Genomic DNA, 17878 nt, shown 5'->3' with positions numbered 1-17878 from the left:
ATACTCTGCTGCCTCTGAGTCACAGACTTCTAGTAGTGCTGCAGCATGGTAGTGTCACACATGTCGGCTCGTGGGCGGCGTGAGAGGGGTATAAGAGCCAGGTGCAAAGTGCGTCCCCTCCCCCCGCTGGGGAGGGAGCTAGGGTGAGGGGCAGTCCACCCACACTTATTAGAGAACGGCGCCTACTGAGAGATCGCCGCCGTCATCCGCTCGAGCCAGGCCCGTGCCGACGGCGACAGCTTGTCCGACAGCGCCTCACGCACGCGCGCATGATAGCCGTCGATCCACGCCACCTCCTCGCCGGTCAGCGCGCTCACCTCCGCCAAGGCCAGGTCGATCGGCGCCAGCGTCAGCGTCTCGAAGCGGAGGAACCCCGGCGCTGCGGCGACGGTCTCCACCTGGTTCTCGACGCGGAGCCCGAACTCGCCTTCGCGGTAATAGCCGGGCTCGATGGTCATGATCACGCCGGGGGCGAACTCATAATTGTTGACCACCTTGCCGAAGCGCTGCGGGTGTTCGTGCACCGAAAGGAAGTGCCCGACCCCGTGCCCGGTGCCGTGGTCGTAGTCGAGCCCGAGATCCCAGAGCGGCCGCCGCGCCAGCGCATCGAGGTGATGGCCCCTGGCCGTCACCGGGAACTGCGCCGTCATCAGCGCCACGAAACCCTTGAGCACCGCAGTATAGGTGCGGCGCACCTCGTCGGACACCGGCGCGAAGGCCGTGGTGCGGGTGACGTCGGTGGTGCCGGTGAGATACTGCCCGCCGGAATCGATCAGGTAGACGCCTTGGGTGGTGAGCGGCGCATTAGTCGCTTCGCTCGACGCGTAGTGGCACATCACGGCGTTGGCCGCCGAAGCCGAGATCGAGCGGAAGCTCGGCTCGACAAAACCCTCGCCCCGCGAGCGGAACTCCAGCAGCTTGTCCTCGGCTTCGAGTTCGGTGATCGCGTTACCCGATGCCTCGCGCACGGCCACATGCTCATGCAGCCAGCTCAGGAACTCGGTCAACGCCACGCCGTCGCTGACATGCGACGCGCGGAAGCCGTCGAGTTCAGTGCTGTTCTTGATCGCCTTGGCGACGGTGATCGGGCTCGTTTCCGACAGCACCGTGCCGCCTGCCCCGCTTACCGCCAGCGCCGCCGCCACCGAGGCGAAGCGCGGATCGACCAGCGCCCGCTTGCCGCCCGAACGCGCCGCGATGCCGGCGAGCAGGTCGGCCGGCGAACGCGTCGTTACCGCCTCGAGCTCATAGGCCTCGCGATCATTGGGAAGTTTTCGTTCGTCGACGAACCACTCGGTATCGCCGCTCTTGTCGAGCAAGAGGAACGATTGCGGCAGCGGCGTGTATTTGACGTCGCTCCCCCGCACATTGAGCAGCCAGGCGATATTGTCCGGCTGCGTCTCGACCAGGAAATCCGCCCCCAGCTCGGCCAGGCGCGCCCCGATCCGGCGGCGCTTCGACAGAGCCGTCTCGCCGGCATTGGCAAAACTGCTGATCCGCCCGGTCGGCGGCTCCGGCTGATCCGGCCAGATCGCATCGATCGGATCGGCGTCGAGCGGCACCAGTTCGCCACCGGCCTGCTGCATCGCCGCCACCAGCCGCTGATGCAGGTCGGACGGGATCAGCATCGGGTTGAAACCGATGCGCCGGTTCCGCGGCAACGTCAGTTGTCCGCCGTGCAACTTCTCACCGAGCCAGCGCTCCAGCGGAAAATCATAGAAATGCGAGATCTCGAACGCCTCGAGATCGACTTCCTGGCGCACCTGCACCTGGTAGCGGCCATCGACGAAGATCACCGCACTGTCGGCGGTGACCAGCGCGACCCCCGCCGAGCCGGTGAAGCCGGTGAGATAGCGCAGCCGCTCGTCATGCGGCGCGCAATACTCACCCTGGTGGGCATCGAAGCGCGGCACGATCACCCCGTCGATCCCTAAAGCTCCGAGATGGGCCCGGAGCGCTTCGAGCCGGTTCATCTCAGAAGCCGTACTTGCTCAGATCCGGCCGGCTCTTCAGCCCGGCCTCGGTGATGGCACGCACCCGTGCTTCTTCGGCCCCGACCAGCGGCAGCCGCGGCGCCCGGGTCACCGGCGAGGTGCCGCGGACAATGGCCTCGACCAGCTTGATGTTCTGGACGAATTTCGGCCCGATATCCATGCTGAGCAGCGGCAGGAACCAGCGATAGATCTCCATCGCCTCGGGGATGCGGCCCTCTGCCGCCAGTTTGTAAATGGCGACCGTCTCGCGCGGGAACGCCACCACCAGCCCGGCGATCCAGCCCGAACAGCCGAGGATCAGGCTTTCGAGCGCCAGGTCATCGACGCCGGTCAAAAGCTGGTAGCGATCACCCAGCGCCCGCAGCGTCTCGTTGATGCGGCGCGTATCGCCGGTCGATTCCTTGATGGCGACGAATTTCGGCTCGTCCGCCATTTCCTTCAGCATCTCTTCGGTGACGTTGATGCCGTAGGCGATCGGGTTGTTGTAGATGATGATCGGCAGGCCGGATGCAGCGGCGATGGCCCGATAATGCGCCACCACTTCGCGATCGTCGGCGAGATAGCGCATCGCCGGCAGCACCATCAGCCCCTCGATGCCGATCGCTTCGGCTTCGGCGGCGAGCACGGCACCGGCCCGGGTCGAATCCTCGGCAATGGTGAGCAGGATGGGCTTCCGGCCCGCGGCTTCCGCGATCGCCGCCTTGGCGATAGCGAGCTTTTCCTCACGCGTCAGGCTCGAGGCTTCACCGAGCGAGCCGCAGACGATGACCCCGTCGACGCCGGATTCGATCTGGTAGGCGACGTCAGCCCGCACGGCCGCGAGGTCTACCTCCTGATCGCTAGTCATCTTGGTGGTGATCGCCGGGAACACGCCGCGGAAATCGCTCTTTTGCATCGTCTGGTCCTTGTCTCCGCGGGCAACGGCCGCACTCGTCGGTCTCGGACGCAAAGCGACGTCCGGCTTTGTAGCTCTCATAGGATGAAATGCAACTGTCGGCAAGTTGTCGACATTACTATTGACAAGCTGCGTACAGACTGTCGACTATCTCGGCACGGGAGCGGTTGCCGTCTGCGGCCGCTCGTCCACCTCAGGAGGGAACCCATGGCGCATACCACCCCGAAACGCCGGAATCTGCTGCCCCGGCTGGCGCTCGCCGGCCTCGTCGCAACGGCCCTGTCGGCCCTGCCGAGCTTCGCGCAGGACGCCCAGCCCGGCGGCACCCTGCGCATCCTCGGCACCGAGGATCTCGACCATTTCGACCCCACGTCCGCGGCTCTGGTCACCACCAACAATTTCCTGCGCGCCGTATCGCGCCAGTTGATCTCCTACGAAGCCTCGACCGACGAGACGGTGCGCATCACCCCCAAGGGCGACCTCGCCACCGAAGTGCCGCAGCCGACCGATGACGGGCTCACCTATACCTTCAAGCTCCGCCAGGGCGCGCAGTGGAACGCCCCCTCGGGCGCCCGCCAGATCACCTCAGCCGACCTCGAGCGCGGCTTCAAGCGCATGTGCAACCCGGCGCTCGGCTCGGCGGCATTGACCTATTATTCGAGCCTCGTCGCCGGCATGGCCGAGTTCTGCGACGGCTTTTCCAAGGTCGAACCGACCGTCGAGGCGATGAAGGCCTATATCGAGGGCAACGACATCATCGGCATCGAGACGCCTGATGATGAGACCGTGGTGATCAAGCTGACGCAGCGCGCCGGCGACTTCATCTACATGCTGTCGCTCGCCACCTCCGCCCCGGCGCCGATCGAAGTGCTCGACTACCTGCCGGATGGCCCGGATTACCGCAGCAATTTCATCGCCAGCGGCCCTTACACCCCGGGCGCCTACACCCCGGATTCGTCGCTGCAGCTGGTGCGCAACCCGGCCTGGACCGCCGACAGCGATCCGCTGCGCAAGGCCTATGTCGACCAGATCGACATCACTTTCGGCCTCACCGTCGACGCCATCATGCAGCAGCTGCAATCGGGCGACGGCGACATGACCTATGACGTCACCATCCCGCCGGCCATCCTCTCGATGCTGACCGCGCAGGGCGACGAAAAGCTGATGACGGTGTCATCGGGCAACACTAACTTCATCTTCATCAACACCGTTTCGGGCAACAATAACGGCGCGCTCAAGGACCTGAAGGTCCGCCAGGCGCTGAACTACGCCGTCGACAAGGCCGCCATCGTCCAGCAGATGGGCGGGCCCTCGATCGCCAAGCCCGTCAACGGCATTTTCGGCCTCGGCGTGCTCGGCTATCACGAGTTCGACCTCTACCCCTCGCCCGACGCCAAGGGCGACCCGGAAAAGGCCAAGGCGCTGCTCGCCGAAGCCGGCTTCCCCAACGGCATCACGCTGAAAATGCCGTTCCGCAACAAGGGCAACGAGCCGGCGGTGGCGCAGACCATCCAGGCCTCGATGGCCAAGGCCGGCATCACCCTCGAGCTGACCCCGGTGGCTCCGGCCGACTATTATTCGAAGTTCATGACCAACCCGGTGAACACCCAGGAAGGCACCTGGGATATCGCCCCGGTCGGCTGGACCCCGGATTGGGCCGGCGGCTCGGCGCGCTCGGTGTTCCAGCCGCAGTTCAGCTATGACGGCACGCACCAGACCTACAACTACACCGACTACAACAACGACAAGGCCAACGAGCTCGGCCAGCAGGCGATCAACGCCACGACGCCCGAAGAAGTCGGCGCGCTCTGGGCTCAGGTCGATGAGCTGGTAATGGCCGATGCGCCGGTGGTGCCGCTGATCGCCAACCTGATCGTGCTCTACCATGGCGCCGCAGTGCAGAACTTCCAGCCCTACTCGATCGGCGTCCAGGGCGACTGGACCAACGTCTGGCTGCAGCAATAGGCTGGGGCCCTACGCTCACGAGGTCCCGTGCTCCGGCGCGGGGCCTCAGTTTCTTCTGGCTGGAGTGGTTGCGTGGCAGTTCTCGAAGCGCGGCATCTGAGCGTCGATATCCCCACTGAGGACGGCGTGATCCACGCGGTGCGCGACGTCTCCTTCGCGCTCGAAGCCGGCGAACTGTTCGGCATCGCCGGCGAGTCCGGCTCGGGCAAGAGCGTCCTGACCCAGGCCATCCTCGGCCTCCTCCCCAACGCGATAGTGACTGGCGACGTGCTGTTCGAGGGCCGCAATCTCCTCGGCCTGAAGCCCGCCGAACTGCAATCGATCCGCGGCTCGCGCATCGGCATGATCTTTCAGGATCCGATGTCGAGCCTCCACCCCTATTACACCGTCGGTAGTCAGATCACCGAGATGATCCACGCCCACGAGAAGGTGGAGAAAACGGTGGCGCGCCGCCGCGCCATCGACCTCCTCGCCCGCGTCGGCATCAGCGAAGCCGATCGTCGCTTCGACAGTTTCCCGCACCAGTTTTCCGGCGGCATGCGCCAGCGGGTGATGATCGCCATGGCGCTGATCCTCAACCCGCCTTTGGTCATCGCGGACGAACCCACCACCGCCCTCGATGTCACGGTGCAGGCGCAGATCGTCGCGCTGCTCGACGAGATGCGGCGCGAGCGCGGCACCACCGTGGTGATGATCACCCACGATCTCGGGTTGCTCTCCAGCATCGCCGACCATGTCATGGTGATGTATGCCGGCCGTCGGATGGAACTGGGGCCGAGCTCCGCGCTCTTCGCCGCCCCTGCTCACCCCTACACGGCCGGGCTGCTCGCCTCCTCGCCGGCCAATTACGAGGCCGGCGCCGAGCTGGTGCCGATCCCCGGCCGCCCGCCCAGCCTGCTCGACACCCCCAAAGGATGCGTGTTCGCGCCGCGCTGCGCCAGCGCCCTGCCCCGCTGCACCACCGAAGCGCCACCGCTCCGCGTCTTCAGCGATGGCCTGCAGTCGCTGTGCTGGCTCGAAGGCCCGCCCGCCGATGCCGCCGCCAGCGTCGCCGGCATCGCCAAGGCCCCGGCCGCCGACGAGATCGTGGTCAAAGTCGAGGGCGTCCGCCTGACCTATGGCGGCGGCAGCCTGTTCAACCCCGGCGCCGGCTTCGAGGTGCTGAAGGGCATCGATCTCGAGCTCCACCGCGGCGAAACCCTCGGCCTTGTCGGCGAGAGCGGCTGCGGAAAATCCACTTTCGCCCGCGTCCTTGCCGGCCTGATCCCGATGACCCATGGCAAGGTATCGCTGCTCGGCCGCGATCTCGGTTCGCTCGATGGTCGCGCCTGGCAGGCGATGCGGCGCGAGGTACAGCTGGTGTTCCAGAACCCGTTCGGCGCACTCAACCCCCGTCGCCGTGTCGGCGCCATTATCGGCGATCCCTACCGCATCCACAGCCTTGCCTCGGGTACGGAACGGAAGCGCGAAGTGCAGCGGCTGATGGAGCTCGTCGGCCTCAACCCCGAGCACTACAACCGCTTTCCCGCCGAATTCTCCGGCGGCCAACGCCAGCGCATCGGCATCGCCCGCGCTTTGGCGCTCAACCCGTCGCTGATCATCTATGACGAGCCGGTCTCTGCCCTCGACGTGTCGATCCAGGCGCAGGTGCTGAACCTGATGCGGTCGCTGCAACGCGACCTCGACCTCACCTACCTGTTCATCTCGCACGATCTCGCCGTGGTCCGGCATGTCTGCGACCGCATCGCGGTGATGCAGGCCGGCCAGATCGTCGAGCTCGCCGACGCCGAGACGCTCTACCGCGCCCCGCAGCACCCCTACACCAGGACGCTGCTCGCCGCCTCGGTCACCACCCCGCCTCGCCACCCCGCCGCCGGCCGCACGCTGGTCTCCTCCAATGTCGTGGAGGTCGCATGAGCACCCAGGCTGCCATCCCCGTCATCCAGCGCGGTTCGCTGGCGCTGACGCTGCGCCGGCTCGGGCGCGATCCAGCCATCATCGCCGCGCTGGTCTTCATCGTGCTGGTGGTGCTGTTCGCCCTCTCGGCACCGTGGATTTCGGCGCTGACCGGCCACTCCGCCATCGAGCAGTACCGCGATACCGGCCTCTCGGAGATGGGCCTGCCGGTGGCGCCCAATGCCGAATTCCTGTTCGGCACCGATCACCTGGGCCGTGATGTCCTCGTCCGCCTCGCCTATGGGGCGCAGGTTTCGCTGACCGTCGGCGTGCTCGCCGCAGTGGTCGCGGCGCTGATCGGCATCACCGTCGGCATGGTTGCCGGCTATTTCGGCGGCTGGGTCGATACCGTGCTGAGCCGCGCCATGGATCTGGTGATGAGCGTGCCGTTCCTGCTCTGCGCGCTGGCGCTGGTCTCGGTGTTCGGCCCCAGCCTGTCGCTTTCGATCGGCGTCATCGTGTTCTTCAGCTGGACCACCATGGGCCGCGTCATCCGCGGCCAGATGATGTCGCTGCGCCGGCAGGAATTCGTCGAAGCCAGTCGTTCGCTCGGTGCCGGGCCGCTGTCGATCATGTTCATCGACATCCTGCCCAACCTCAGCGTGCCGATCATCGTCTACACCACCATGATGATCCCGGGCTCCATCGTCTTCGAGGCGACGCTGAGCTTTCTCGGCATGGGCATCGTGCCGCCCGCTCCGAGCTGGGGCGGCATGCTGGCCGACGCCGCCGGCAACTCGCTCTACCTCGTCGCGTCCTGGCTGGTGCTGATCCCCGGCCTCGCGCTGCTGTTCACCACTCTCGCCTTCAACATCCTCGGGGATGGCCTGCGCGATGCGCTCGATCCGCGCGGCCGGCCAGTGCGGAGGAAACCGAAATGATCCGCTATCTCCTTGGCCGGGTGGCGTTCGGCGCGCTGATCCTCCTCACCCTCAGCATGTTCGTGTTTTTCCTGTTCTTCGTCGCCCCGGGCGATCCGGCCCGCATGGTGGCGGGTGACAAGGCGACCGAGACGCAGCTGATCCAGATCCGCACCAATCTCGGCCTAGATCGGCCGATTCACGAGCAATATCTGAGCTTTCTCGGCAAGGCCGTGACCGGCGACCTCGGCTTTTCCTACCGCAACCAGCAGCCCGTCGCGAAGCTGATCTTCAACCGCTTGCCTGCCACCCTATCGCTGGTGGTGGGTGGCGTGCTGGTCTGGCTCGCCGTCGGCATCCCCATCGGCATCATGTCGGCGCGTCATCCCGGCGCGGTGCGCGACCGCTTGGGTCAGGGCTTCATCCTTATCGGCCTCAGCTTCCCGACTTTCGTGCTCGGCATGATGTCGCTCTATCTGTTCTATTTCCTGCCGCGGCAATCGGGCTTCATGCTGTTCCCGGCCGGTGGCTTCAAGCCGTTCCTCCCCAACCCAGCGATCTGGGCCTGGCACCTGATCCTGCCCTGGACCACCCTGGCGCTGACCACCGCCGCGGTCTATGCGCGGCTGACCCGCGGTCAGATGCTCGAAGTAATGGGCGAGGATTACATCCGCACCGCCCGCGCCAAGGGGCTTTCGGAGCGAAAGGTGGTGTGGAAGCACGGCATGCGCGCCACCCTCACCCCGCTCGCCACCCAGCTCGGCGCCGATATCGCGCTCTTGCTCGGCGGCGCCATCGTCATCGAACAGGTCTATGGCCTGCAAGGCGTCGGCGCTCTCGCGGTGCAGGCCGTGGCCAACCAGGACCGGCCGATCATCATCGGCGTGGTGCTGCTCGGCGGCCTGTTCATCGTCGTCGCCAACATCATCGTCGACATCGCCTATGTGCTGCTCGATCCGCGTGTGCGGTAGAGCTCCCCTCCCCCTTGAGGGGAGGGGAGCCAGAAGGAGACAAAAATGCCCGTCGCCGAATACACCATCCCCGGCATGCTGATCCGCGACCACCTGCTGCCGGTGCCGCTCGACTGGAGCAAACCCGAGGGCGCCACCATCGAGCTGTTCGTGCGCGAGGTGGTCGACCCGACCAAACGCCATGACGACCTGCCGCTGCTGGTCTTCCTGCAGGGCGGCCCGGGCGGCAAGTCGCCGCGTCCGACCAAGGGCAGCCCGTCCTGGCTGGCCGAGGCGCTGAAGACGCATCGCGTCATCCTCCCCGACCAGCGCGGCACCGGCCGCTCCACTCGCATCGAAGCCGCCACCATGGCGGGCTTTGCCAATGGGGATGCCGCCGCCGACTATCTCAGCCACTTCCGCGCCGACTCGATCGTCGACGATTTCGAGCAGGCCCGCAAAACCCTGTTTCCCAAGAAGCGCTGGGAATCGCTCGGCCAGAGCTATGGCGGCTTCCTTACCCTCACCTATTTGTCGCGCTACCCCGAGGCGCTCGCCGCGTGCTACGTCGCTGGCGGCCTCGCCAGCCTCGTACCCAATGCCGACGAGGTCTACCGCCGCACCTACCCGCGCGCGGCAGGCAAGAGCCGGCTCTATTACAAGCGCTATCCCGATGACGTCGCCCGCGTCACCGCCATCGCCGACTTCATCGACGGCAACGACGTCCGCCTGCCCGATGGCGACCGGCTTACCGTCAAACGGCTGCAGACCATCGGCATCGATCTCGGCATGGCCCCCGGCCACGAGAACGTCCACTGGCTGATCGACGAAGCCTTCTCCGCTCCGGATCGGCTGTCGGATCACTTCCTGTTCAGCGTCATGAGCCTCACCAGCTATGACAGCGGCCCGCTCTTTGCCGCGCTGCAGGAGAGCATCTACGGCCACGGCGCCGGCGCCACCAACTGGGCCGCCGAGCGGGTCCGCACAACCCACCCCGAGTTCGATCCCGCCGCCCGCCCGCTGCTGTTCACCGGCGAGATGATGTTCCCCTGGATGTTCGAGGAGATCCACTCGCTCCGCCCGTTCCGCGCCGGCGTCGAAACCCTGGCGGCGCGCCAGAGCTACTCGAAGCTCTACGACCCCACACGCCTCGCGACCAACCAGGTGCCGGTGAGCGCCGTGGTCTATTACGACGATCTCTATGTCGACGCGGGCCTCTCCCTCGAAACCGCCGCCGCCGTCGGCAACCTCCAGCACTGGGTCACCAACGAATACGAACACGACGGCATCCGCCAGGGCGGCAATGTGTTCAAGCGGCTGGTGGAAATGGTGAAGGAAGCGGGTGGGCCGGTGAGGGGGTAGTCGACGACAGCGCGCTTGGCGCCCCTCACCCCAGCCCTCTCCCCAGAGGGGCGAGGGGGCGATAGGGGCACCGCCGGTGCAAAGTGCGTCCCCTCGCCCCTCTGGGGAGAGGGTCAGGGTGAGGGGCAGCCAAGCACACCGCCTCCTCAATCCTCAAAATGCCCCCGCACCGCAAAGCCGCCGCCCTGCAGCACCGCCACCTCCGGGTCCGGCGCCGGCCAGCCGCCTGCCGGAACCGGCAGCTCGCCTGAGCCATGCTCCGGCGTCCAGCCCAGCGTCTGGTCCGCCTCGTTCACGTACCAGGCCCCCGCATTGTCGGAGATGCCGAACACCGTGCGATAGCCGAGCTCCGGTGCGTCGAGCCCGGCGAGCACCAGGCGCCACAGGTCGTCGCGATCGCACCAGATCCTGATGTCGCGCTGCGAGCCCGGGTTGTTGGCGGCGCAGATCCGGATGTTGAGGCAACCGATACCGAACTTGTCGTGGTAGAGCCGACTAAGGTTCTCGCCGAACAGTTTGCTCACCGCATAGAGCGAATCCGGCCGCACCTCGGCGTGGCGGTCGAGCGGCGCAGCGGCGACCTCGTGCATGCCCAGCACATGGTAGGACGAGGCGTAGATCACCCGCTTCACCCCGGCTTTGCGGGCACTTTCGAAGATATTGTAGGTGCCGGCGATATTGGCGTCGAGGATCGCCTGCCACGGCTTCTCGTTGGCCATGCCGCCCAGGTGCACCACGGCCGAGATGTCCTGCTGCATCAGGTCATCGATCGCCGCGCGGTCGGCGAGGTCGGCGAGCACTACGGACCCGCCGTCAGCCGGGGCCGCGATGTCGGTCGCCAGCACCGCCCTCCCCGCCTCGGCAAATCTCGACCGGAAGTGGGTGCCGAGCCTGCCGGCGGCGCCCGTCAACAGGATGTTAGGCATAATCTTCCTCAGGCGGGGGCCGAAAGCCGCAGGCGCGGATCGGGACGGGGGACGGCGCGGATCAGGGTCTGAGTATAGGGATGCTCGGGCCGCTCACAAATCTGCTGCACGTCACCGATTTCGACGATCTTGCCGTTCTTCATCACCGCGACGCGGTCGCAGAAATAGCGGATCACCGAAATGTCGTGGCTGATGAACAGGTAGGACAGGCCATATTCGTCCTGCAGCCCGCGCATCAGGTCGAGCACCTGGTGGCGCAGCGACACATCGAGCGCCGAGGTCGGCTCGTCGGCGATGATCAGCCGCGGCCTGAGCGCGATGGCGCGAGCGATCGAGATGCGCTGCCGCTGCCCGCCGGAGAACGCATGCGGATAGCGCTCGCCGCCATCGGCCGGCAGTCCGACGCGCATCAGCAGTTCCGCCACCCGATCGCGCATCTCGCGCTCGCTCATCGCCGTGTTGGTGCGGAGCGGCTCCGAGATGATCTGGTACACCGTCATCCGCGGGTTGAGCGAGGAATGCGGATCCTGAAACACCATGCGCACTTCGCTGTAGAGCGATTTCATCTCGCGCTTCGATAGCCGCGCGATGTCGACTTCCACCCCGTCACCGCGCCAATAGTTCACCTGCCCGCCGGTCGGGGTGTAGATGCGCAAGAGCGTGCGGCCCAGCGTGGTCTTGCCCGAGCCGCTCTCGCCCACCACCCCGACGGTTTCGCCCTTGTTGATGGTGAGGCTGACCCCGTCGATCGCCTTGAGATAGGCGGCGGGCTTGCCCAGCATGCCGACATTGAGCGGGAAATGCAGCGACAGGTCGCTGATCTCGGCGATCGGCGATTCCTCGGCCGGGCGTGGCGGGCGCGGCGCCGGCGTTTCGAGCTTCAGCACCGAGCCGAGCAGCGCCTTGGTGTAGGGCTGCTGCGGTCGCTCGAACAGGTCGAACACATCGGCCTGCTCGACCATCTCGCCCTTGAACATCACCATCACCCGGTCGGCGATCTGCGCCACCACGCCCATGTCGTGGGTGATGAACAGCACCGCCATGCCACGATCGCGCTGCAGCTCGCGCAGCAGCGACAGGATCTCGGCCTGGGTGGTGACGTCGAGCGCCGTGGTCGGCTCGTCGGCAATCAGGATTTCCGGGTTGCACGAGAGCGCCATGGCGATCATGGCGCGCTGCCGCATGCCACCCGAGAACTCGAACGAGTAGCGATCGAGCGCTGCCTCGGGGTTGGGGATGCGCACCCGGTCGAGCAAGGCGGCGGCCCGCTTCCGCGCTTCCTCCTTGCTGATCTTTTCGTGCAGCAGGATGGTCTCGACGATCTGGTGACCGATGGTGTGCACCGGCGACAGGCTCGACATCGGCTCCTGGAAGATCATCGCGATGCGCCGCCCGCGCACCTCGCGAATGCCGCGCCCGAGCGCCCCGAGCTTGACGATATCGAGCTCGCCGCTGCCGGTATCGAGCAGGATTTCTCCGGCGGTGATACGGCCCGGCGAGGCGACGAGCTGCAGGATGGCGCGGGCGGTGACGCTCTTGCCCGAGCCGCTTTCGCCGACGAGGCACAGCGTCTCGCCACGCGACAGGGTGAAGCTGACGCCGCGCACCGCATGCACCACCGATTTGTGCACCGGGAACTCGACGGCGAGGTTCTTGACCGTGAGGACCGGTTTGGCGTTGGGCGCGGCGTTACTTGGCATAGGGATCAGCAGCGTCGCGGACGCCGTCTCCGAGGAAGTTGAGCGACAGCACTGCCACCACCACGCAGATACCGGGGACGAACAGCCAGGGCGCCTGGGTGATGGCGCGGAGGTTCTGCGTATCCTGCAGCAGCACGCCCCAGCTGACGATCGGCGGCTGCAGCCCGAGCCCGAGGAAGCTGAGCGCGGTTTCAGCGAGGATCATGTGCGGGATGGCCAGGGTGACCGCGGCGATGATGTGCGAATAGAGGCTCGGCATCATGTGGCGCATGATCAGCCGGAACTCGCTCACCCCATCGAGCCGCGCCGCGATGACGAAATCCTCGCTCCTCAGGCTCAGGAAGCGCCCGCGCACCACGCGGGCGATCTCGGTCCAGCCGATCAGCGACAGGATGACGAGGATCGAGAAATACACCTGCAGCGGTGGCCAGTCCTTCGGCATGGCGGCGGCGAGGCCGAGCCATAGCGGAATGGTCGGCACCGAGCGGATGAACTCGATGACCCGCTGGATCACCCGATCGACGAGGCCGCCGCGATAGCCGGAAATCCCGCCCAGGATCATGCCGATGATCAGTGACAGGCTGACCCCGACGAGGCCAATCGACATCGAAATCCGGGTACCGTGGATGGTGCGGCTGAGCAGATCCCGGCCGAGCCGGTCGCCGCCGGCGAGGAAGAACGGCTTGTTCTTTTCGAGCGGCCCGATCAGGTGGATGTCGGCATCGAACAGCCCCCACATCTTGTAGCTCTGGCCTTTGACGAACAGCCCGATGGGGATGATCTCGCTCGGCTTGGGGGTGAAGATGCGCCGGAAACTCTTGGCGTCGACCTTGATGTCGAAGCCGGTGACATGCGGCTGGAACCGCGAGCCGCCGGCGCCATCGTCGACGAACCAGCCGATGGCCTGCGGCGGCACATAGGTGAAGCGCGGATCGAACTTCGCCGGATCCTGCGGCGCGAGGAACTCGGCGAACAACGCCACGAAGTAGATCAGCCCGACGATCACCAGCGAGAGCACCGCAAGCTTGTGCTTCTTGAACTTGTGCCAGAACAGCGTCCACTGCCCGGCGGCCTGCAGGCGCCCGGCGGTGAGCTGCTGGTCGAGCAACCCCGCTTCGATGTCGGTCGCTTCGGTGGGGGCGCTCATGACAGCCGGATCCTGGGGTCGGAGATGGCGAGCAGGATGTCGGACACCAGCGTGCCGATCAGCACCAGCCCGCCACTCAAGAGGATAAAGGCGCCGGCGAGGTACATGTCCTGGCTCTTCAGCGCCTGCAGCAGCAGCGGCCCGGCAGTGGGGAGGTTGAGAACGGTGGAGACCACCAGCTCCCCCGAGATCAGCGCCGGCAGCACCCAGCCGACTGTGGAAATGAACGGGTTCAGCGCCACCCGCACCGGGTAGGTGAGGATCAGCCGCCCCTCGGGCATCCCCTTGGACCGCGCCGCCTCGACATAGGGCTTGTGCAGCTCATCGAGCAGGTTGGCGCGCATCACCCGGATCAGCGAAGCGGTGCCAGCGGTGCCGAGGACGAAGATCGGGATCCAGGCATGGGTGACAAAGTCCCAGATCTTGGCGAGCGACAGCGGCGCATTCTCGAAGGCCGGCGAGAACAGCCCGCCCACCGACACGCCGAACCACATGGTCGAGGCATAGAGCAGCACGATGGCGAGGAGGAAATTCGGCGTCGCCATGGCGAGAAAGGCAAAGGCGGTGGCCACATAGTCGGTGACCGAATATTGCCGCACAGCCGAGTAGATGCCGATTGGCAGCGAGAACGCCCACATCAGGATGAGCGTCAGCACCGAGATCAGCGCCGTCATTCCCATCCGGCCCCAGATCAGTTCGGTGACCGGCTGGTTCCACTCAAAACTGTCGCCGAAATCGCCGCGGGTGACGATGCCGCCGATCCATTTGAAGTATTGCACCACGACATTTTCGCCGAGCCCATAGCGCTCGCGCAGGCTGTTGAGCACGGCGCTGTCGACGGTTTCGCCCGATTGCGCGATCTGCGCCGCATAGGTCGAGACATAGTCGCCCGGCGGCAGCTGGATGACGGTGAACGCGAGGATCGAAATCGCCACCATCGCCGGGACCATGCCGGCTATTCGCTTCAGGATATAGAGGAGCATGAACCGGCCCGTGGCTTGGACGATCCGGCGGGGCAGCGCCCGCCGGACCGAACCTTGGGAAACTACTGCTTGAAGTAGAACTGCTCGGTGTTCAGCGTACCCGGGTCCGGATGGATCCAGCCGGTCGGGGTATCGTCAGGCACGTTGCCCAGCTTGTTCGACACCACCGAGAAGCCCTGGATCGCCGAGCTGACGCCGATCTGGTAGAACTGCTCGGCGCTGATATCGAGCAGCTGGCCCACGAGCTTGGCCTGTTCATCGGCGTTCGAGGTCGCCTTGATCGCGTCATACAGCGCCCATTGCTGCTTCACGTAATCGGGTGGTTCGACCCCACCGTCCTTGATGTAGAACTTGGCCCAGTCGACGGCGAAGTTCGATTCCGTCGAGAACGGGAAGTAGTCGCGCGGATCGATATAGACGTCGATGCCGCCCGAAGTAGCGCCCCACACCACGATATCGTGCTGGCTGGCGGTCTTTTCCTCGTAGAAGCGAGTGCGATCCATGGCGGTGAAGCGGGCATCGACGCCCACCGCCTGCCAGTACTGCACCAGCAGTTCGGCGACATCGGCCATGTTGCCGAGCGCCGTCACCGCGGCGACATTGACCACCAGCGGGCTGCCGTCGGGCGCGAGGCGCAACCCGTTGCTGCCGCGCTTGTCGAGGCCAATGGAGTCGAGCAGGCGGTTGGCTTCATCGGCATTGTACTCGAGATACTGGGTCGCCAGCTTCTCGTTGTAGAACGGCGTGCCTTCGAGCGGCGCCACCTGGCGCGGCGTGCCCTGCCCCAGATAGACCGTGTCGATGATCGCCTGGCGGTCGAGTGCATGCGACAGCGCGATGCGGAAATCCTTGTTCGCAAAGATCGGCGCCTTCACCGCATCATGCGAGTTGAGGTTGACCGAGATGGTCAGCGCGTTGCCGACGCGGGACTCGCGCGGGCTGAGCCGGAAATTGCCGGCCTCCTGGCCTTCCGACAGCACCGGCAGGTTGGTGGTGTTGGCGGTGTGGCGGACTTCGTAGTCGATCTCGCCGGCGAGGACGCTGAGCAGCAGCGTCTGCGCCTCGGCATTCACCGACATCGAGAGCCCGTCGATATAGGGCAGCTGGTTCCCTGCTGTATCGACCTTCCAGTAATAGGGGTTGCGCTCGAGCGCCACGCGGGTGGCGCCCGCCACATAGGGCTCGGTGATGCGCCAGGCCTCGATGGTCGGACGCTCCGGATTGCGCCAGCGCTGGATGTTCTCGATACCGACGCCGCACATATTGACCATCTGCTCGGTCCAGTCGGCAACGCCCGCCGCCTTGGCGTTGGCATCGGCCTCCGGGTTGTATTTGGGCAGGAACTGGCTGCAATAAGCCTTGCTCAGCATGGTCAGCTGCACGCCATAGACGCTGGCGGCGTTGAGGATGAACAGGCCATTCGGCTTGGTCCACGACAGGGTGAACTCGGTCGGTGAGGCAACGGAGATGGTCGGCAGCTCGCCCTCGACGGTCAGCCAGCCCGGCTTGGTCGGGAACAGCTTTTCGTCGGGCAGCACATCCTGAACGAAGAAGGCGACGTCATCGGCAGTGAACGGCGTGCCGTCCGACCACTTCATCCCCTCGCGCAGCGTGAAGGTGAAGGATTTGCTGTCTTCGCTGACGCTGTAGGCGCTGGCGATGTTGGGCTGAATCTCGCCGGTCCAGTCGGCATCCCAGGCCAGCAGCGGCTCGTAGCCGAAGTAGGTGAACAGCATGTTGCGGTCATTGCCGCCCACCATGCCGCCGCGGAACGTGCCGCCATACTGGCCGACTTCGCTGACCGGCGTGATGACGCGTGGCGCGGCGCCGACGCGCTCGGCCACCGGCGGCAAGCTGCCGTCGGTCACGGCTGCATCCAGCATCGGCGCCTGTTTGTAATCGACCGCCAGCGCGGCGCCGGCCAAGGCCAGCATCGATACGCCGGCCAGTACAGGCATCAGGAAATGCTTCAATTCACCCTCCCCTCGAAAATTGCATCCGGACGCTGGGAGCGTTCCCCTTCAGCGTCGGCGGGGCAATGTGGTATGACTGCAAATGCACTGTCAAACGATAAATCATACTACTTTGCCGAGAGTCGTGCTTGATGCGGCTTTCGTTGCGTTGACAGCGGGGTTTTGCCGGTGCTAGCACCAAGAAATAGTACTAATTCTCTGCCCTGGGAGACGCCTGGTGACTTTTGACGAGATCAAATCGAAGATCGGTTCCGGGCTCCTGTCCTTCCCGGTGACCGATTTCGGCGCCGACGGCGAGTTCGATGCGGCCTCCTATGCCAAACGCCTGCAATGGCTCTCGTCCTATGGCGCGGCCGGGCTGTTCGCGGCGGGCGGCACCGGCGAGTTCTTCTCCATCGGCTATGACGAGTATGACGCGGTGATCCGCACTGCGGTGGAGAACAGCGCGGCCGACGTGCCGGTGCTGGCCGGCGTCGGCTACGGCACCCGCATGGCGGTCGATCTGGCGAAACGCGCCGAGAAGGCCGGCGCCGCCGGCATCCTGGTGTTGCCGCATTACCTGATGTTCGCCGAGGAACAGGGCGTCATCGCCCATATGCAGGCGATCTGCGACGCCGTCGGGCTGGGCGTCATCTACTATGCCCGCGACAACACCCGGCTGTCGCCGGCCGGGCTGGAAAAGCTGGCCGAGGCCTGCCCGAACTTCATCGGCTACAAGGATGGCATCGGCGACCTGCAACTGATGCAGCGCGTCGCGCACCGGCTCGGCGATCGCGTCGTCCATATCGGCGGCCTGCCGACCGCCGAAGTGTTCGCCCAGCCCTATCTCGAGATGGGCGTCACCACCTATTCCTCGGCCGTCTTCAACTTCGTGCCCGAGCTGGCGCTGCGCTTCTACAACGCCGTGCGGCAGCGCGACACGGTGGTGGTGGACGGGTTGATGAAGAGTTTCTACCTGCCGCTGATCGAGCTGCGTGATCGCAAGCGCGGCTATGCCGTGTCGATGATCAAGGCCGGCGCCGACCTCGTCGGCCGCTCGGCCGGCAAGGTGCGCACCCCCCTCACCGAACTCGACGCCAGCGAGCGCCAGGTGCTGGCGGATCTGATCGCCGCCAACGCCTGACGGCTCTCCCTTATCCTCCCCCGCGTGGCGGGGGAGGATAAGGG

The 17878-nt window shown here is 65.8% G+C and carries 12 protein-coding genes and 1 pseudogene; 6 read left to right on the top strand and 7 right to left on the bottom strand.

Going from position 1 to position 17878, the window contains the following annotated elements; all coding sequences use genetic code 11:
- Nucleotides 1-182 precede the first annotated feature (182 nt).
- Entirely contained in the window at nucleotides 183-1973 is a 1791-nt protein-coding gene (locus VW23_RS26990; RefSeq protein ID WP_069912563.1) for an aminopeptidase P family protein, read from the bottom strand.
- A gap of 1 nt (nucleotide 1974) precedes the next feature.
- Complete coding sequence (locus VW23_RS26985) at nucleotides 1975-2889, bottom strand: dihydrodipicolinate synthase family protein (RefSeq protein WP_069912562.1); 915 nt, start codon at nucleotides 2887-2889, stop codon at nucleotides 1975-1977.
- A 207-nt stretch (nucleotides 2890-3096) separates the two neighbouring features.
- Between VW23_RS26985 and VW23_RS26980 the strand changes: the two genes are divergently transcribed.
- The 5 genes from VW23_RS26980 to VW23_RS26960 all read left to right on the top strand — a co-directional run bounded on the left by VW23_RS26980 (nucleotide 3097) and on the right by VW23_RS26960 (nucleotide 9982).
- A complete protein-coding gene (locus tag VW23_RS26980; protein ID WP_084646528.1) occupies nucleotides 3097-4854 on the top strand; it encodes an ABC transporter substrate-binding protein in 1758 nt (585 codons plus the stop codon).
- A 72-nt stretch (nucleotides 4855-4926) separates the two neighbouring features.
- Nucleotides 4927-6771, top strand: coding sequence for a dipeptide ABC transporter ATP-binding protein (locus VW23_RS26975; protein ID WP_069912561.1), 1845 nt, complete (start codon nucleotides 4927-4929; stop codon nucleotides 6769-6771).
- Nucleotides 6768-7691 (top strand): ABC transporter permease, encoded by a 924-nt coding sequence (locus VW23_RS26970; protein WP_069912560.1) that lies wholly within the window; start codon nucleotides 6768-6770, stop codon nucleotides 7689-7691. Before VW23_RS26975 ends, VW23_RS26970 begins: the two co-directional genes overlap by 4 nt.
- On the top strand, nucleotides 7688-8641 hold the full coding sequence (locus VW23_RS26965; RefSeq protein ID WP_069912559.1) for an ABC transporter permease: 954 nt from the start codon (nucleotides 7688-7690) through the stop codon (nucleotides 8639-8641). Before VW23_RS26970 ends, VW23_RS26965 begins: the two co-directional genes overlap by 4 nt.
- Before the next feature lie 45 nt (nucleotides 8642-8686).
- Complete coding sequence (locus VW23_RS26960; RefSeq protein WP_069912558.1) at nucleotides 8687-9982, top strand: alpha/beta fold hydrolase; 1296 nt, start codon at nucleotides 8687-8689, stop codon at nucleotides 9980-9982.
- Nucleotides 9983-10128: 146 nt separating this feature from the next.
- On the opposite strand, the gene VW23_RS26955 is transcribed toward VW23_RS26960, so the two are convergent.
- From VW23_RS26955 to VW23_RS26935, 5 genes and pseudogenes are all read right to left on the bottom strand, one after another.
- A complete protein-coding gene (locus VW23_RS26955; RefSeq protein ID WP_425285230.1) occupies nucleotides 10129-10893 on the bottom strand; it encodes an NAD-dependent epimerase/dehydratase family protein in 765 nt (254 codons plus the stop codon).
- A pseudogene (locus VW23_RS26950) lies at nucleotides 10873-12608 on the bottom strand (ABC transporter ATP-binding protein); the annotation flags it as partial. The pseudogene VW23_RS26950 and the gene VW23_RS26955, both read right to left, overlap by 21 nt.
- Entirely contained in the window at nucleotides 12598-13755 is a 1158-nt protein-coding gene (locus VW23_RS26945) for an ABC transporter permease (RefSeq protein ID WP_084646527.1), read from the bottom strand. The gene VW23_RS26945 and the pseudogene VW23_RS26950, both read right to left, overlap by 11 nt.
- A complete protein-coding gene (locus VW23_RS26940; RefSeq protein ID WP_069912556.1) occupies nucleotides 13752-14738 on the bottom strand; it encodes an ABC transporter permease in 987 nt (328 codons plus the stop codon). The genes VW23_RS26945 and VW23_RS26940 overlap by 4 nt, the downstream gene beginning before the upstream one ends.
- Before the next feature lie 62 nt (nucleotides 14739-14800).
- Entirely contained in the window at nucleotides 14801-16711 is a 1911-nt protein-coding gene (locus tag VW23_RS26935) for an ABC transporter substrate-binding protein (protein WP_084646526.1), read from the bottom strand.
- A 217-nt stretch (nucleotides 16712-16928) separates the two neighbouring features.
- Here VW23_RS26935 and kdgD point away from each other — a divergent pair, with 217 nt between their 5' ends.
- A complete protein-coding gene (gene kdgD / locus VW23_RS26930; protein WP_069912555.1) occupies nucleotides 16929-17834 on the top strand; it encodes a 5-dehydro-4-deoxyglucarate dehydratase in 906 nt (301 codons plus the stop codon).
- Nucleotides 17835-17878 lie beyond the last annotated feature (44 nt).

It is taken from the genome of Devosia insulae DS-56, assembly GCF_000970465.2.
Classification (GTDB): domain Bacteria; phylum Pseudomonadota; class Alphaproteobacteria; order Rhizobiales; family Devosiaceae; genus Devosia_A; species Devosia_A insulae.
Note: the sequence above shows the minus strand (reverse complement) of the source record. Positions and strands in the feature narration are given on the sequence as shown.